We start from the raw sequence: 14,942 nt of genomic DNA on the forward strand, positions 1-14,942 counted from the left end.
GGTTGAGGAATTGCTGGCAGCTCGCGGCATTGACCTTACCTAAGAAACGGTGCGGCGCTGGATGGTGAAGTTCGGCCCGGGTATCGCCCGGCGCATCCGCTCTATATTGACAAAGGAATCTGATCTCGACAAAGACGAGTAGCAACCGAATTTCTCACGTCGGCCGGCGCTAACACTCCGGCAACCTCAACGGCACGACGGTCCGCTCATTATTGGCCTCCACGAGCCGGATCATTTGCAACATGAAGAAACCGCGCTCTACAGGTGACAGGTGTTCGATCGTCCTGTCGTGCGCGCGTTGCACAGCCGGCGCCATTTTTGCCACGAGACGCTTGCCCTGGGCAGAAAGCCGTACGAGTCTAAGGCGTTTGTCGTGCGCAGCTTGCTTTCGGGTGACGAGGCCGCGCGCATGCAACCTCGGAATCACTTCGGCAACGCTCGAACGTTCAAGGCCGATCTCGATGGCCAGCGTGTTCTGGTCCATTTCGCCTAGCGCTTCAAGCGTGGTCAGCAAGCTGTATTGCACAGGCGTGATGTTGAACTCGTTAGTCTCTTCGGCAAACAACGAGCCGTGAATCTGATGCAGGCGCCGGATCAGAAAACCAGGACGCCCAAACAACGGGGATCTTGCCTGCAACCGCTCAAGCTCGGCACGGGTTGCTTCGAGGTCCATTTCGGGAATGATCGTGGTCGACATTGGCTGACTCTGATTAGGCGGACAAACTGATAGAGACGAGCTTAAGCTCGCTCAACGGCAACATTCTATGCGAACAACCCGCCTCTCACCAAATTCGTGGTACACCACACGATTCACCAAAAAATAGCTCCAGGCAAGAACCCGGTGCATGGACGCCGCCGACTCGCCATCTTGGTGCGGAGTCGCTCAAAAAATTCCGTGGTATAGCACGTATCAACCGCCCGAATTGCCAATTTCGCATTGATATTAAAGGCTTTTTTCAGATCACTGAAGTAACAGCTTCAAACCGGCACATTATTTGCGGTACACCACGCATCTTGTCCCGGAACCGCACACAAAACATGTCCCAGCTTCTTCTTCAAGGTGGCCGCGTGATCGATCCGGTCGCCGGCATCGACGCCACGCTCGACGTTCTCGTCGACGGCAAGTCGATCGCTGCCATTGGCGCCGGACTCGCTGCCCAGGCAGCTTCGGCCGAGGTGATCGATTGCCGCGGCCGGTTGGTCTTACCCGGTCTGATCGATACGCACGGTCACGTTTATCAATACGTGACCGGCCGCTTTGGCCTGAATGCCGATCAATGCGGTGTGCAGTCGGGCGTGACTACCATCGTCGATCAAGGCGGATCGAGTTGCATCACGATTCCGGGCTTTCGCAACTTCGTCGCCGAGCCAGCCGCGACCCGCGTGTTTGCCTTTATTTCGGCTTATCTCGTCGGCGGCCTTGAAGGCCATTACTATCCCGACCTGTACCGTCCCGATTGTCTCGATGCGGCAGCGACCGTCAAGTCGGCGCTCGCCAACGCCGACCTGGTCAAGGGTATCAAGGCGCATGCCGAGATCGGCGGCTTCGCGCGCTGGGGACTCGACGTGATGAAGATCGCATCGAAAATTGGCCGCGACACTGCCTTGCCGGTCTACATTCACTTCGGGCAGCTCTGGCCCAAGCCGGAATGCGGCGGCATGCCGGTCAATCCCGACTCGATTTTCAACCAGGTCGTCGAGACCCTGAAACCCGGCGATATTCTCGCGCATCCGTTCAGCCGTCATCCGGGCGGCTTTGTCGAGAAGAACGGCCAGTTGCATCCGCTCGTTCATGAAGCGGTCGCACGCGGCCTCAAGATCGACGTCGGTCACGGCTCGCACTTCAGCTTCAAGACCGCTCGTGTCGTGCTCGATAGCGGCGTGATTCCCGACACGCTGGGCGCGGACATGCATGGATACAACACGCATGTGCCCTCGCCTGCGGGCACGCCTGACAGCCATCCCGACGAAGAGCACTCATTCCTTGGCCGCACTCAGTTTAGCCTCGTCAGCGCGATGACCAGCATGCTGGCGCTCGGCATTCCGCTCGAACATGTCGTTGCAATGACAACCGGCAATGCGGCAAAGATGATCGGCATGGAAGGCGTTCTGGGCACGCTCAAGGTGGGCAGCGTCGCCGACATCAGCGTGCTGGACGACCGCCGTGGCCGTTGGGTGCTCGAAGACAACGAAGGCACTCAGGTGATCACCGACCGCATGCTTGCCCCGCTCTTCTGTGTGCGCGACGGCGTCCGCTACGACGCCAATGCACCGCAGTTGCCGCTTGCGCGAGCGGCGTGAACCGGACCCGGCTCTCTTCATAAGGCAAACGATGAAACGTGCAGCCACAATCAAGTCGCCGGACCGGCCGCAGGGCATCGGCGCGTCACTGCTGCGCAAGGAAGACGACCGCTTCCTGCACGGCCGCGGCGAATATGTCGGCAATATCCGGATGGTCGGGATGGTCGACGTCGCATTCGTGCGCAGTCCGATCGCACACGGCCATATCGTTGGAATAGAGAAGCCGCCCAGTCTGGAAAAATCGATCTATACGCTGGCCGATCTCGACAACGTGAAACCGATTGTGGCGAATTCGGCGCTGCCGGGTTTCAAGCCATCCGAACAGCACGTGCTCGCCAGCGGCAAGGTGCGGCAGGTCGGAGAAACCATTGCGATGTGCGTTGCGGCGACGCGCGCCGCCGCGGAAGATATCGCCGCGCAGGTTTTCGTGGACTTTGAAGAACTGCCGGCTGTCGTCGACATGCTCGACGCTCGCCGCGCAGACTCCTCACTGGTTCACGAGCACTGGGGGGACAATGTCTTTCTCGAAACCTTCGTCGACGCGAAGCCTGAGGTCGATCTGGACGCGATCCGCCGCGACGCGCCGATCAAGGTTCATCGCAAGCTACGTACCTCGCGCCAGAGCATGGCGCCGATGGAAGGCCGCGGCGTCGTCGCACACTGGGACAGGCGCCTGTCGCAACTGATCATCCACACGTCGGCGCAGATGCCGCACATCACCCGCACAGGCCTCGCGCATTGCCTCGGTCTCGATGAGGGCCAGGTCCGAGTGATCGCGCCCGACGTTGGCGGAGGTTTCGGCTACAAGGGCATCCTGTTGCCCGAAGAAGTATGCTGCGGCTGGCTTGCGATGCATCTGGAGAAGCCGGTGCGCTGGCTTGAAGATCGCCGCGAACAGTTGACGGCCAACGCGAATTGCCGGGAACACGACTACGACATCACCGCCTATGCAGAACTCGACGGCCGGCTTATCGCTGTTGAGTGCGAGGCTAGCGTGGACTCAGGCGCGTATTCGTCGTATCCGTTCTCCGCCTGTCTCGAGGCCGCGCAGGTGGGCAGCATCCTGCCCGGCCCCTACAGGATGGACCGCTATCGCTGCCGCACCTGGTCGGTTGCGACGAACAAGCCGCCCATCCTGCCTTACCGTGGCGTGGCTCGTACCGGCGTGTGCTACGCGATTGAATCGGTTATGGACGCGATCGCCGTGGAAGCGGGCATCGAGCCGTACGAAGTGCGACTGCGCAACCTCGTCGAGCCGCACGAAATGCCGTACGACAACATTACTAACAAGCACTTCGACAGCGGCGATTATCCGGAGGCTGTACGGCGCGCCATCGCTGCCATCGATCTTCCCGCGGTACGTGCGCGTCAACAGCGCGGCGAGCCTGATGCGCGCCGGATCGGTTTCGGTCTGGCGATCTTCTGCGAGCAAGGTGCACACGGCACTTCGGTGTATCACGGCTGGGGCATTCCGATGGTGCCGGGATACGAGCCGGCAGTCATTCGTCTCACGCCTGACGGCATTCTGGAAGTGCGGGCCGGCGTGCATTCGCACGGTCAAAGCATGGAGACGACGCTCGCGCAAATCGCGCACGAGGTGCTCGGCATCGATACGGAACGCGTCCGCGTCGTGCTCGGCGACACCGGTGTGACGCCGTATTCGACCGGTACATGGGGCTCGCGCTCGATCGTGATGGCCGGCGGCGCAGTGGGACAGGCTGCCAGGGAGCTCAAACAGCGGATGCTGAAAATCGGCGCATGGCTGCTGAAGGAACCGCTCGACGCTGTGCGTTGGGAAAACGGAGCGGTCGTCGGCATGCAAGGTCGCCGTACCATCGCAGACGTTGCGCGGACATGGTATCTCGCCCCACAGTTGCTACCGCCCGACGTCGATCCACGCGGCCTGGAAGTGTCGACGTCGTACCAGGCGAAGCGCGACACCGGCACGTTTAGTTACGCATGCCATGCGGTCGTCGTCGCCGTCGACACGCAACTCGGCAAGACCGAGATTCTCGATTACGTGATCGTCGAGGACGGCGGCGTGCTGATCAATCCGATGGTCGTCGACGGCCAGGTGTTCGGCGGTGCGGCGCAGGGAATCGGCACGGCCCTTTACGAAGCGATGCCGTACAGCGAAGACGGCCAGCCGCTCGCCTCTACCCTCGCCGACTACCTGCTCCCCGGCGCCACGGAAGTCCCTGCAATCCGTATCGAACACATGGAAACGCCCGCTCCGTACACCGAATTCGGCCAGAAAGGCATCGGCGAAAGCGGCGCGATCGGTTCACCGGCCGCAATCGCGAATGCCGTCAACGATGCACTGCGGCCGTTCGGCGTTCAGGTCGACCAGTTGCCGATCTCGCCACGTGTCATTGTTGAAGCCATGCGATCGGCAACGCCGGCCCGTGCCGCCAAGGGGATGCCAGCATGAAAGCCGCGATGTACGACTATGCAAAGCCCGTCACCGCGGATAGCGCGGTCGCGCTGGTTGGCGCCAGCGATGGAATGGCGAAGTTCGTGTCCGGCGGACAGTCGCTTGGCCCAATGATGAATCTGCGGCTCGCGCAGCCCGGGACGCTGGTCGATCTGCGCGGTGTCCCCGCATTGCGCGAATGCCGCAGCGAAGGCAACCTGACGCTGATCGGCGCATGCGTGACACACGCGGAGATCGAAGATCGCAAGATCGACGACGGCACGCAGGGATTGATGCCCTACGTGGCGCGCGGCATCGCGTATCGCGCGGTGCGCAATCGCGGCACGCTCGGCGGCAGTCTCGCGCATGCCGATCCGGCTGCCGACTGGATTAACACGATGGTTGCCCTCGACGCGGAATTTCTCGTCGCGGGCCCGCATGGGACACGCTCGTTGACGGCAGCCGGCTGGATGAGCGGCGCGTTCACGACCGCGCTGGAGGCCGACGAGATTCTCACCGGCGTGCGCTTCCGGCGCCTGTCGCCTGCCGCGCGCTGGAGCTACTACAAGTTCAATCGCAAGCCCGGCGAGTTCGCGGAAGCGATTGCGGTCTTCGTCGACGATGCGCCGGCCGGCATTTGCCGCGCCGTGATCGGTGCGATCGACGGACCGCCGCATGTGATCGGGAACGCGCGCGCGTTGCTCGACAACCCCGATGCAGCGCTGCTCGATCCGCATCTCGACGCAGCGGGTCTCGAAACCGGGAGCTACGAATACCAGGTACATCGCGTGGCGTTTGAACGGGCTGCGGCAATCGTCCGCGAAAACAGGAAGCAGCAATGACCGATATCGTCAATATCGTCACTCAACGGATCGAACTCCGAATCAATTGCGAGCAGGTGTCGATCGCCGTCGAACCGCGCACCAGTCTCGCGGACCTCCTGCGCGAACAGCAGATGCTGTGCGGCACGAACCTCGGCTGCGAACAGGGCGTGTGCGGCGCGTGCACGCTGATGGTCGACGGCATGCCAACCCGCTCGTGCATCACGTCCGCTGTGTCGTGCGCGGGATCTGACGTACAGAGCATCGAAGGTTTCGACGACGACGCCGTCATGAACGAACTGCGCGCCGCCTTCACGGCGGAACACGCGTTGCAGTGCGGCTACTGCACGCCGGGCATGCTCATGACCGCGCGCGACATCGTCACGCGCCTGCCCGACGCCGACGATGAGCGCGTGCGGCTCGAACTATCCGGCAACCTGTGCCGGTGCACCGGTTATGTCGGCATCGTGCGGGCGATCCGGCGCGTGCTGGATGCGCACCGCACAAGTCAGAACGTACCGCTCGCCGTGACTGCCGCAGCCTGATCCTCAAGCCTCAAGAGACCGGAAACCGAATGGAAATTGAGCAAAGCTTTACCGTGCCCTATCCGCGCGGCGTCGTATGGAACTGCTTTCGCGACGCGCCTGGGATCGTAGCGTGTCTGCCCGGCGCATCGCTGACCGCGCCGCCGGATGAAGGCCGGCTGAAGCTTGCCATGACGGTCAAACTCGGGCCGATTGTGGCGAGTTTTGCGGGCGACGGCGAAATGAAGCTGGACGACACGGCGTGGCGTGGCAGCGTCGTCGGAGGCGGCGTGGATCGCAAGAGCGCGTCACGCGTAAAAGGGGAGGCGTCGTTCTCACTCGACGACCCGACGCCCGGCGAAACGCGCGTCGACGTGAAGGTGGACTATGCGATCGCCGGCAGTCTTGCGCAGTTCTCGCGCGGCGGCATCGTGAAGGAACTCGCCACACGGATGACCGAAGCCTTCGCTGCGAACCTCAAGGACCGGCTGGATCTCGCGGCTTCCGAAGCCGCAGTTACGACTACTGCGCCGGTTGCCGAGCCGGAACTGGCAACCGTTTCAGCCCCCGGCCTGGTGACGACACCAGCCACACCAGTTCCACCCGTTGTGCAGGCTACAGACATCGCACCAACCCAGACGGCCAACCCGGTTGCGAAGCCGCCGGCCAATGCCCCGCTCAACCTCGGCAGCATGTTCTGGAAAATTCTTTGGTCGCGTGTTCGCGGTCTCATCGGCCGCGGGGGTGCGTAGATGACATCACCGATTCGGGATTCAGCATTGGAGCGCCTGTGTGCAGTTCGTCCTCAATGGCGTGCCGTGCGCTTTGCACGCGAAGCCGTGGCGCTGCCCGACTTGACGCTGCTGCATGCAGGCCCTCCATATGAGGACCCGTGCAGACCTCCCGCGCCGGTGTTGTCGTCGGCGGTGTTGTGCTGCCTTCATGAAGGCTGGGCAGCAAGCGAGCGGGATGCCGAGCGCCTGATTGCCACCGGCCGGGTGAAGCTCGTTAGCGCCCAGTCCTATGGCGTGGTTACGCCGCTCGCCGCAGTCATTTCTGGCGGCACGGCGCTTGTCGAAGTCGGCGATCCGACCGGTGCCGCCTGGTCGCTGCTGGGCAGCGGCGCCGGGCCTCAGTTGCGTTTCGGCTCGCGCGATCCGGCGATTCTCCACCGCATGAAATGGCGCGACTCGATTCTCGCACCAGCGCTCGATACAGCGCTGCGTGGCGAACCGGTCGATCTCCTCCCGCTCGCCCGGCGCGGCCTCGACAATGGCGACGATCTGCACGCCCGCACGACCGGCGCAAGCGCGGCGCTCTACGAAGTATTGTCGGCACGGCTCACCGATGCGTCGATCAATACGATGTTGCAACAGACGCCGCTATTTTTCCTCACGCTGTGGATGGCTGCCTGTCGCCTGATGACGTTGGCTGCCGCGCGCAATGCGGATCCTGCATCGACACTCGTTGTGTCGCTTGCGGGGAACGGCGTGGACGTCGGCATCCAGTTGGCGGGCCGGCCGTCTCACTGGCACATCGCCGTTGCCGACGCGCCGGCGGGGGCGCCGCTCAATCCCGCGCTCGAGGTCGCCGCCGCCCGCTTGACCGGAGACAGCGGCGTAATCGATGCGGTGGGTTTCGGTGCGCAGGCGCTCACGCTGGCGCCCGAACCGGCGAGCGGATTCGCCGCGTGGCTGCCGCCCGAATGGCAACGCGAGCAAGCCCAACTGTATGCGGGCACCCACCCTTACTTTACGGATCTCCATTGCGGACTCGATGCCGCGCGCGTGGCCCTGTACCGCATCGCGCCACTTGCTGCGATCGCGATGATCGGCGCCGATGGGCGCGCCGGTCTGCTAGGCCGCGGTCTGTTCGCCGCACCTGCGAGTCTGTTTGCGAAAGCTGCGCAATCTCTTCAAACGTGATGATCATCAACGAACCCGCTACCCTCGCTGCCGTGGAAGCCGCTTTCGATGCCTACGAAACCGCGCTGACAACCAATGACGTCGCCACGCTCGACGCGCTGTTCTGGGACAGTCCGCATACGGTGCGCTACGGCGCAACCGAAAACCTGCAAGGCTACGAAGCCATTCGCGAGTTCCGCGCGCAACGTCCCGGCAAGGGCTTGATGCGCACGATCGTGAGCCGCTCCATCACCGTCTTCGGCGACGACTTCGCGACCGCCAGCATCGTCTTCACTCGCGATGGCGAGCCGCGTCCCGGCCGTCAGTCACAGAGCTGGGCGCGGATCGACGGCGCCTGGCGCGTGGTTGCCGCGCACGTGAGCTGGATGGACGCATGATGCGCGCCGGCCTTTTACAACCGGGACTGAACGGCGCATTCGTGGCGGACGGCTTCGGCGCAATGCCGTCTCCGGTCACAGCAAAAAGCCACGCGTTGGCGGGCAAGCGACTCGCCGTCAAGGACGTTTTCGATATCGCGGGTTTGCGCACGGGCGCGGGCAGCCTCGCGTGGCTCGACCAGCAGACGCCGGCCACGCAGACCGCGCTCGCGGTTCGAACGATGCTCGAAGAAGGCGCGTCATGGACGGGCAAGACCGTCACCGACGAACTCACCTACAGCCTCGCCGGCATCAACGCGCACTATGGCACGCCGGAAAACCCTGCAGCCGAGGACCGGATTCCTGGCGGCTCGTCATCCGGCTCCGCCGTCGCGGTCGCCGCTGGCCACGCCGACATCGGCCTCGGTACGGATTGCGGCGGCTCGATTCGACTGCCTGCCAGTTATTGCGGCATATGGGGCATCCGGCCGACACATGGACGCATTGCGGACAACGGCTGCCTGACACTTGCCCATAGCTTCGATACGGTCGGATGGTTCGCGCGCGATGGCGCGACACTGGCGAGTGCGTTCGAGGTGCTGGCCCATAGCATCGCGAGCGAGGAAGCAGGCGATGTGAAACTTCACGCGCCACGCGAAGTGCTTGCCGCGCTGAACCCGCAGGTGCATGCAGCGTTCGGCGCCGTCATGCGCAAGTTTGGCGTAGTTGAACAGCCGGCGTCGGACGATATTCAGTTAAGCGGCTGGGCACAAGCGTTCCGCGTATTGCAGGGCGCCGAGATCGCGCAACAGCACGGCGCATGGGCGCGCGAGAACCTCGGCAGTTTCGGTGCGGATGTCCGTTCGCGATTCACAGCGTGTCTGACGATCGATCCCGCCCAGGTTCAGCGCGCGCAATCTACGCGTAGCGCTGCCTGTCGAGCGATGGCCCGCGCGTTCAGCATGCCCGGCATGTACTGGCTAACACCGACGCTACCCTCTATCGCGCCGCGGACCGACGCATCGAACGCGGAAGTTGACGACATCCGCACACGCGCGCAACAGATGCTGTGCATCGCTGGACTCGCCGGCCTGCCGCAGGTCAATTTCCCATGGACCACGTTCGACGGCGCGCCGCTCGGCCTGTCGGTGATCGGAGCGCGAGGCGATGACGAGGGCGTGCTCGCGGTGGCTCGCGCGATTCACGCCTCGCTATAGAAGCAGCAATGTCAGTCGTCGTCGCTTTTTTTCGCGGCGCCGCCGACCGGCGTGCGGCTCAGATCGTTATTGGTCTCGACAAGCAAGGTCAGATACGCCATGAAGCGCTGGCGATCCTCGGCCGGCAGCGCCGCGACCGTCCGCTCGTGAGCACGGGCCACACCTGTTTCGAGCCGCGCCAGCAGTGCCCGCCCGATCTCCGTCAGCTCAGCCACCTTCTTGCGCTTATCCGTTTTCGACACGCGCCGCTGAATGAAACGCCGCTCGACCAGCCGCCCGATCACATCGGCGGTAGTCGCGCGATCGAGACCGACCGCGCGCGACAACGCGATCTGTTCGGATGGTCCCGTCTGCTCAAGTGCTGTGAGAATGCTGTACTGCACTGGCGTAACACCCTCCGGCGCGCACTCTTCGATAAAAAGCGCGACATGGATCTGATGCAGCCGGCGGATCAGGAAGCCGGGGCGTGCATCGAGGGCGGTATGACGCCAGTCCCTGGGCGCGTTATCGCTCGCGCCTGCCCTGCCGGGTTTCGTTCTATTCGGACTCGCCGCCATGAGTTGCCCTGAGTTATTTCAAGTTGCTTGCGGATGACTATCCGACGCGTTGCTCCACACCGTGACCTCAACAGGCGTGGGCCGGAAACCCGACGACGGATTGTTCTGCTGCGGGCAGTTCGACAGTACAGCGATAACAGGCATCTCCGCACGCAACACCACATAGTCGCCGGCCTTCGACGGGCTGGGCGCAATCTCGACCTCGCCTTGCTGGCCGAACGTCACGCGCATAAAAAAGTTGATGTTGGAGACGATCTCGGATGGTGCCAGCGACCACTTCGCCAGTTCCCGCACGAAATTGCTGCGGCAGCTCAGCTTGTTGTGCACGCCATAGCGAAGGAAGTCCATCTCATGGCTGCAGCATCCGGCGAGCGTGTCGTGAAAGCCGCACGTGTCTTCGAGCACCGAAAACATCTTGCGTGCACGATCGGAATAGATCGTGGTGCCCGTGGTCACGTACAAAGAGCGGTTCAGTTTCACCGTGTTCGGCACGTTGAGCCGGTCGAGCGGCAACTCGCCGGAGTAGCAAAGAAAGTCGACCGCCTGCTGTCCCTCCAGATCGACGATACGCAAGTAGTCGCCAGTTTCCAGACGCTTCGACCAGCGCCCGCCCGGCTCGATGACTTCGCGATACGCCGGTTCCTGCAACATGAGATCGCCGCTCTCTTTCATTTCGTCAAGCCTCCCTATTCCCTAGCTAATCTATCAACCTGAAGTCATTTCATCAGTATGCATCGTATCAGCAAAGACGGAAAAACTCTTCCCTATTGGCAAGGCGATTTGACGAGCAACATATGATCCGATGCACGTCGGCATCAAGACCGTGCCACCGATCCAAACGAGTGCATTGTGCCCTTCCATCATGGCATCAAGTGTTTTCTTGGTGCGCAAATTGCCCTCTATCGAAGCATTCAGCCGTCTCACCCGACACGCATATCGGCTGCGCACGGTACTCACTCACCTGGCATGTGAATTGCATCGGAAACACGCAACTTGTCAGTGTGCATACGAATTTTCGATTGCATGTGAACGAGACGGCCTGTCGGCCACCAGAGCGCACACTTCGCGCGCCATCCGAGTCATTACAGCCAAGAGGGGTACTCATGTCGTCTCTCACCATCCAGCGTGCCGTAACGGACCAGTCTTTCCGCACCGGCTTCAGGCGGTTCGCGCTGTCGTCGCTTCGTTCGCTGTTCGCCATTGCCGCCTTTGCGGGCGCCGCGCACATTGCATCGGCTGCGAGCGTCGACGACATCAAATCGCGCGGCTATATTTCAGTCGCGACCGAAGACGACTTCAAACCATTCGAATTCGTCGATAACGGTACCCCCACCGGCTACGACAACGAGATGCTCGCGCTAGTGAAGAAGAAGCTTCCAGTACAGGTGAAGCAGCAGATCATGCCGTGGTCGGGCATTCTGCCCGGCGTAACGACAGGCAAGTACGACATGGCGGTCACCGCGGTTCTCGTCACGCCGGAGCGCAAGGGCACCTTCGATTTCACCGCGCCGCTGGCGGAATCGACAACGTTTTTCGCGACGAAGAAGGGATCGCCCATCAAGTCTGCTGACGACCTGGTCGGCACGGTGATCGGCGTGCAGACCGGCAGCGCCATGCTGGCCGACGTGAAAGCATTCGACGAGCAACTGAAAAAGACCCACGGCGGCAGCGGCCTCAAGCAGATTGTCGAATATCAGTCGTATCCGGAGACCTATCAGGATCTCGCACTCGGCCGGCTCGACGCCGTCGCCAACACGCAGATCAATCTCAACTCGCTGATCAAGACGCGTCCGGACACATTCGTAATCGGTCAAAAGATCGGCAATCCAGTGTATATCGCATGGGCGGTCAAGAAGGGCGACACTGCTGCCCTGCAGATGGTCAACAGCGTGCTCCTCGATCTGCGCAAGAGCGGTGAGATGTACCAGGTTCAGAAGAAGTGGTTCGGCGCCAGCTTTGAATCGATGCCGCAGTCCATCAATTGATCTCGCAGGCGAGCCCGCTTAATGACCGCTTACGATTACTGGAGCATCACGCAAGGTGCGCTCGCGACCATTTCGCTATCGCTCGTCAGCATCATGCTCGGCGTTCCACTCGGGCTCGCACTGGCACTGATTCGCTGGGCGAAAGTGCCAGTGCTCGACCGCTTCGTGTACTCCTACGTCAGCATCATCCGGTCGTGCCCGACCGTGACGTTGACCTTGCTGGTGTTTTTCGCCTTGCCTCAACTCGGACTGTCGCTCGATCCGCTGCCGGCGGCGATTGTCGCGTTGACCATCAGCACGTCAGCCTTCAACTGCGAGATATGGCGCAGCTCGCTCGTCGAATTCCCGCGAGATCAATACGATGCGGCACTGTCATTCGCGATGCCGCGTTTCACCCGCATCCGGCGCATTGTGATGCCGCAGGTTTGCCGCGCGAGTCTGCCCGGTCTCGTCAACGAGATGACACTACAGATCAAGTCGACGCCCGCGGTGGCGGTGATCGGCATCGTCGAGATTACTCGCGCTGCATTGCGAGTCGGCTCGAACACGTATGAGCCGCTGCCTCCGTTTATCTTCGCGCTCGTGCTCTATGGCCTGATCGTGTTCGCGCTCATCAGGCTGCAACGTGCGGTCGAGAAACGTCTTCGCTCCGGAGGCATGATTTGATCAACAACTTCCTGATCATCTGGCAGCAGCGCGACATCGTGCTGGCTGGCCTGCTCAACACGGTGATCCTTCTGGTCATATCCGGCGTGGCGTCGCTCGTGCTGGGCGCGCTATTCACGCCGTTGCTCATGTCGGAGAACAAGGCGGTCAGCCGCGCGGCCGCCGCCTACGTCGATGCCATGCGCTGCGCGCCGTTCCTGCTGTTCGTCTACCTGATTTACTTCGGCTTGCCGACGCTCGGCGTCAAAATGTCGAACTGGTCGGCTGGCGCAGTCGCGCTGATTCTCTACAACACGGCGTACATGAGTGAGTTGCTGCGCGGCGCATGGCTCGAGCTTCCTGCATCGTTGATCGAGTCGGGCAAGGCGTTCGGATTTCGCGGCCTCACCCTCTTGCGACGGATCATCCTGCCGCCGGTCATGCTGCGCGCGATGCCCCTGGTTGGCAACCAGCTGATCCAGATCGTCAAGGACAGCGCGTTTCTGACCGTCATCGCCGTCGGCGAACTGACGCATGAAATGACGGGCATTCAGGCAACCTACTTCATTCCGTTCGCTGCGTTCGTCGCGGCGGTCCTCCTTTATTGGTGTCTCTGCCTTGCAATCGAAGCCGGCACCGGGATGCTGAACAAATTCGCCGAGGAGCGTCGAGCGTGACCCCGACTTTGCCTTTGACCATGGCTGAAACCGAAACAGAAAATCTGCCGTCCGTCGATACGCCTCCGAACGTCCTTAGGCTTGTCGGCGTCTCCAAGTCGTTCGGCGATAACCACGTTCTGCGCGACGTGTCATTGCAGGTTGCGCAGGGCGAGACCGTTTGTCTGGTAGGACCGTCTGGATGCGGCAAGTCGACGCTGTTGCGCTGCATCAACTGGCTTGAAGTACCCGACGCAGGCAGCGTGCATGTGTCCGGCCAACGGATGGGCGTGCGCGACAATACCCGTATCAGGATGAGCGATGCCGATCTGGCGAGATTGCGCGCCAAAATTGGCATGGTCTTCCAGCATTTTGCTTTGTGGCCACACCTGAGCGTCATCGAAAACGTGATGGAGGCGCCGCTGCACGTGCTCAAACGCGACCGCACCACCGTGCGCGAGGAAGCGATCGAACTGCTTACCCGCGTCGGCCTTGCCGACAAGCACGACCAGTTTCCTTCTCGCCTGTCTGGGGGGCAGAAGCAACGGGTCGGCATTGCTCGCGCTCTTGCGATGAAACCGGATGTACTGCTGTTCGACGAACCGACCAGCGCGCTCGATCCGATGCTGGTTGGCGAAGTGCTGAGCGTGATGAGGTCGCTTGCGAACGAAGGTGCGACGATGGTGATCGTCACACACGAAATGGAATTCGCGCGACAGGTAGCGGATCGCATCGTGTTCATGGATAGCGGCCACGTTGTCGAAACGGCGACGCCGGCCAAATTTTTCGGCTCGCCGGACTCGCTGCGCGCCAGGCAGTTTCTCGCCCGATTTCATGGACATGGCGGCAACACTTCGGATTGAGGCCGAGATGGCATTTCTTTCGCCATCGATTTCGACAATACGGTCCCCCTCGCGTCGGACCTGGTTTGGACACAAACCCTGCATTGGTTGTAGGCGCGTGGTTCGCCTCAGCACTTTTGACAGACGCCATCCGCACATCCAGCGACGAGCCCCAGCCGGGGTCTGTTGGTTCAGCAACGATACGGGGCGCCGGTGTCCCGGGCGCGGGCAGTGTGGCCCGTTAGTCGTTGTCTCCCGCAACGCCGCCTAACGGGCAACTCGTTGAGTGAAGCCCGTCATCCGATCGCGACAACCATGGCCGCGTCCAATACGCGACGTTACGTTCGCACGCAGATAGCAAGGCCTCAGAACACCGAAAAGACCTTGCTTCACGGCAAACGAGCCGAAATTTGTCCCGGCGATCGGCGGTTCTGATGTGATGGACGACTCCCGCTAAATGGCGAGAGATTCATGCCAAAGTGGACGGGTCGTGATGCCCACGGCAAAGGAGCGTTCATCATGAAGATAGCAACTGTTGGACTGGATCTGGCCAAGAATGGGTTGCAGCTTCACGGAGTCGATTCGCAAGGTCACCTTGTTGCGCGCAAGCAGTTGAGACGCACAGAAGTACTCCTGTATTTCGCGAAACTTGAACCGTGCGTGGTCGGTATGGAGGCGTGTGGGTCGTTGCACTACTGGG

At 61.8% G+C, this 14,942-nt stretch carries 16 protein-coding genes and 1 pseudogene; 13 read left to right on the plus strand and 4 right to left on the minus strand.

Features of this window, described 5'->3' with window-relative positions; translation table 11 throughout:
* Positions 1 to 169 precede the first annotated feature (169 nt).
* Positions 170 to 697: a MarR family winged helix-turn-helix transcriptional regulator gene (locus P0D89_RS45900; protein WP_408368801.1), complete on the minus strand. Its 528-nt coding sequence runs from the start codon at positions 695 to 697 to the stop codon at positions 170 to 172.
* 341 nt (positions 698 to 1,038) lie between these two features.
* Between P0D89_RS45900 and P0D89_RS45905 the strand changes: the two genes are divergently transcribed.
* From P0D89_RS45905 to P0D89_RS45940, 8 genes are all read left to right on the plus strand, one after another.
* On the plus strand, positions 1,039 to 2,301 hold the full coding sequence (locus P0D89_RS45905; RefSeq protein ID WP_408368799.1) for an amidohydrolase/deacetylase family metallohydrolase: 1,263 nt from the start codon (positions 1,039 to 1,041) through the stop codon (positions 2,299 to 2,301).
* Positions 2,302 to 2,332: 31 nt separating this feature from the next.
* Positions 2,333 to 4,732, plus strand: a complete 2,400-nt coding sequence (locus P0D89_RS45910) for a xanthine dehydrogenase family protein molybdopterin-binding subunit (protein ID WP_408368797.1) — start codon at positions 2,333 to 2,335, stop codon at positions 4,730 to 4,732.
* On the plus strand, positions 4,729 to 5,556 hold the full coding sequence (locus tag P0D89_RS45915; RefSeq protein WP_408368795.1) for an FAD binding domain-containing protein: 828 nt from the start codon (positions 4,729 to 4,731) through the stop codon (positions 5,554 to 5,556). Before P0D89_RS45910 ends, P0D89_RS45915 begins: the two co-directional genes overlap by 4 nt.
* Positions 5,553 to 6,080 (plus strand): (2Fe-2S)-binding protein, encoded by a 528-nt coding sequence (locus P0D89_RS45920; RefSeq protein ID WP_408368793.1) that lies wholly within the window; start codon positions 5,553 to 5,555, stop codon positions 6,078 to 6,080. The genes P0D89_RS45915 and P0D89_RS45920 overlap by 4 nt, the downstream gene beginning before the upstream one ends.
* Positions 6,081 to 6,109: 29 nt before the next feature.
* Entirely contained in the window at positions 6,110 to 6,811 is a 702-nt protein-coding gene (locus P0D89_RS45925; RefSeq protein WP_408368791.1) for an SRPBCC family protein, read from the plus strand.
* 66 nt (positions 6,812 to 6,877) lie between these two features.
* Entirely contained in the window at positions 6,878 to 7,984 is a 1,107-nt protein-coding gene (locus tag P0D89_RS45930) for an oxamate carbamoyltransferase subunit AllG family protein (protein ID WP_408378765.1), read from the plus strand.
* On the plus strand, positions 7,984 to 8,361 hold the full coding sequence (gene hpxZ, locus P0D89_RS45935) for an oxalurate catabolism protein HpxZ (RefSeq protein WP_408368787.1): 378 nt from the start codon (positions 7,984 to 7,986) through the stop codon (positions 8,359 to 8,361). The genes P0D89_RS45930 and hpxZ overlap by 1 nt, the downstream gene beginning before the upstream one ends.
* On the plus strand, positions 8,358 to 9,557 hold the full coding sequence (locus tag P0D89_RS45940) for an amidase (protein ID WP_408368785.1): 1,200 nt from the start codon (positions 8,358 to 8,360) through the stop codon (positions 9,555 to 9,557). Before hpxZ ends, P0D89_RS45940 begins: the two co-directional genes overlap by 4 nt.
* 11 nt (positions 9,558 to 9,568) lie before the next feature.
* Here P0D89_RS45940 and P0D89_RS45945 read toward each other — a convergent pair whose 3' ends face one another.
* Genes P0D89_RS45945 through P0D89_RS45955 form a run of 3 tightly spaced genes read right to left on the minus strand, consistent with a single transcriptional unit; the run spans position 9,569 to position 11,005 of the window.
* Positions 9,569 to 10,114 carry a MarR family winged helix-turn-helix transcriptional regulator gene (locus P0D89_RS45945; protein WP_408368783.1) on the minus strand — a complete coding sequence of 182 codons (546 nt, stop codon included), beginning with the start codon at positions 10,112 to 10,114 and terminating at the stop codon, positions 9,569 to 9,571.
* Between the two features lie 18 nt (positions 10,115 to 10,132).
* Positions 10,133 to 10,786 (minus strand): DUF1989 domain-containing protein, encoded by a 654-nt coding sequence (locus tag P0D89_RS45950; RefSeq protein WP_408378767.1) that lies wholly within the window; start codon positions 10,784 to 10,786, stop codon positions 10,133 to 10,135.
* 33 nt (positions 10,787 to 10,819) lie between these two features.
* The gene (locus tag P0D89_RS45955) at positions 10,820 to 11,005 is read right to left on the minus strand and encodes a hypothetical protein (protein WP_408368779.1); all 186 of its coding nucleotides are present in this window, start codon (positions 11,003 to 11,005) and stop codon (positions 10,820 to 10,822) included.
* Positions 11,006 to 11,217: 212 nt separating this feature from the next.
* Between P0D89_RS45955 and P0D89_RS45960 the strand changes: the two genes are divergently transcribed.
* From P0D89_RS45960 to P0D89_RS45980, 5 genes and pseudogenes are all read left to right on the plus strand, one after another.
* Positions 11,218 to 12,099: a transporter substrate-binding domain-containing protein gene (locus tag P0D89_RS45960; protein ID WP_408368777.1), complete on the plus strand. Its 882-nt coding sequence runs from the start codon at positions 11,218 to 11,220 to the stop codon at positions 12,097 to 12,099.
* Between the two features lie 21 nt (positions 12,100 to 12,120).
* Entirely contained in the window at positions 12,121 to 12,765 is a 645-nt protein-coding gene (locus P0D89_RS45965) for an amino acid ABC transporter permease (RefSeq protein WP_408368775.1), read from the plus strand.
* Positions 12,762 to 13,421, plus strand: coding sequence for an amino acid ABC transporter permease (locus tag P0D89_RS45970; RefSeq protein ID WP_408368773.1), 660 nt, complete (start codon positions 12,762 to 12,764; stop codon positions 13,419 to 13,421). Before P0D89_RS45965 ends, P0D89_RS45970 begins: the two co-directional genes overlap by 4 nt.
* Before the next feature lie 20 nt (positions 13,422 to 13,441).
* Positions 13,442 to 14,263, plus strand: coding sequence for an amino acid ABC transporter ATP-binding protein (locus P0D89_RS45975; protein WP_408368803.1), 822 nt, complete (start codon positions 13,442 to 13,444; stop codon positions 14,261 to 14,263).
* Between the two features lie 498 nt (positions 14,264 to 14,761).
* Positions 14,762 to 14,942, plus strand: a pseudogene (locus tag P0D89_RS45980) (IS110 family transposase); the annotation flags it as partial.

The sequence above is a fragment of the Paraburkholderia sp. RL18-085-BIA-A genome, from assembly GCF_046027075.1.
Classification (GTDB): Bacteria; Pseudomonadota; Gammaproteobacteria; order Burkholderiales; family Burkholderiaceae; genus Paraburkholderia.

Coding starts and splice junctions, on each gene's coding strand:
- P0D89_RS45900 (WP_408368801.1), bottom strand. CDS start 697: ATGTCGACCACGATCATTCCCGAAATGGACCTCGAAGCAACCCGTGCC.
- P0D89_RS45905 (WP_408368799.1), top strand. CDS start 1,039: ATGTCCCAGCTTCTTCTTCAAGGTGGCCGCGTGATCGATCCGGTCGCC.
- P0D89_RS45910 (WP_408368797.1), top strand. CDS start 2,333: ATGAAACGTGCAGCCACAATCAAGTCGCCGGACCGGCCGCAGGGCATC.
- P0D89_RS45915 (WP_408368795.1), top strand. CDS start 4,729: ATGAAAGCCGCGATGTACGACTATGCAAAGCCCGTCACCGCGGATAGC.
- P0D89_RS45920 (WP_408368793.1), top strand. CDS start 5,553: ATGACCGATATCGTCAATATCGTCACTCAACGGATCGAACTCCGAATC.
- P0D89_RS45925 (WP_408368791.1), top strand. CDS start 6,110: ATGGAAATTGAGCAAAGCTTTACCGTGCCCTATCCGCGCGGCGTCGTA.
- hpxZ (WP_408368787.1), top strand. CDS start 7,984: ATGATCATCAACGAACCCGCTACCCTCGCTGCCGTGGAAGCCGCTTTC.
- P0D89_RS45940 (WP_408368785.1), top strand. CDS start 8,358: ATGATGCGCGCCGGCCTTTTACAACCGGGACTGAACGGCGCATTCGTG.
- P0D89_RS45945 (WP_408368783.1), bottom strand. CDS start 10,114: ATGGCGGCGAGTCCGAATAGAACGAAACCCGGCAGGGCAGGCGCGAGC.
- P0D89_RS45950 (WP_408378767.1), bottom strand. CDS start 10,786: ATGAAAGAGAGCGGCGATCTCATGTTGCAGGAACCGGCGTATCGCGAA.
- P0D89_RS45960 (WP_408368777.1), top strand. CDS start 11,218: ATGTCGTCTCTCACCATCCAGCGTGCCGTAACGGACCAGTCTTTCCGC.
- P0D89_RS45965 (WP_408368775.1), top strand. CDS start 12,121: ATGACCGCTTACGATTACTGGAGCATCACGCAAGGTGCGCTCGCGACC.
- P0D89_RS45975 (WP_408368803.1), top strand. CDS start 13,442: ATGGCTGAAACCGAAACAGAAAATCTGCCGTCCGTCGATACGCCTCCG.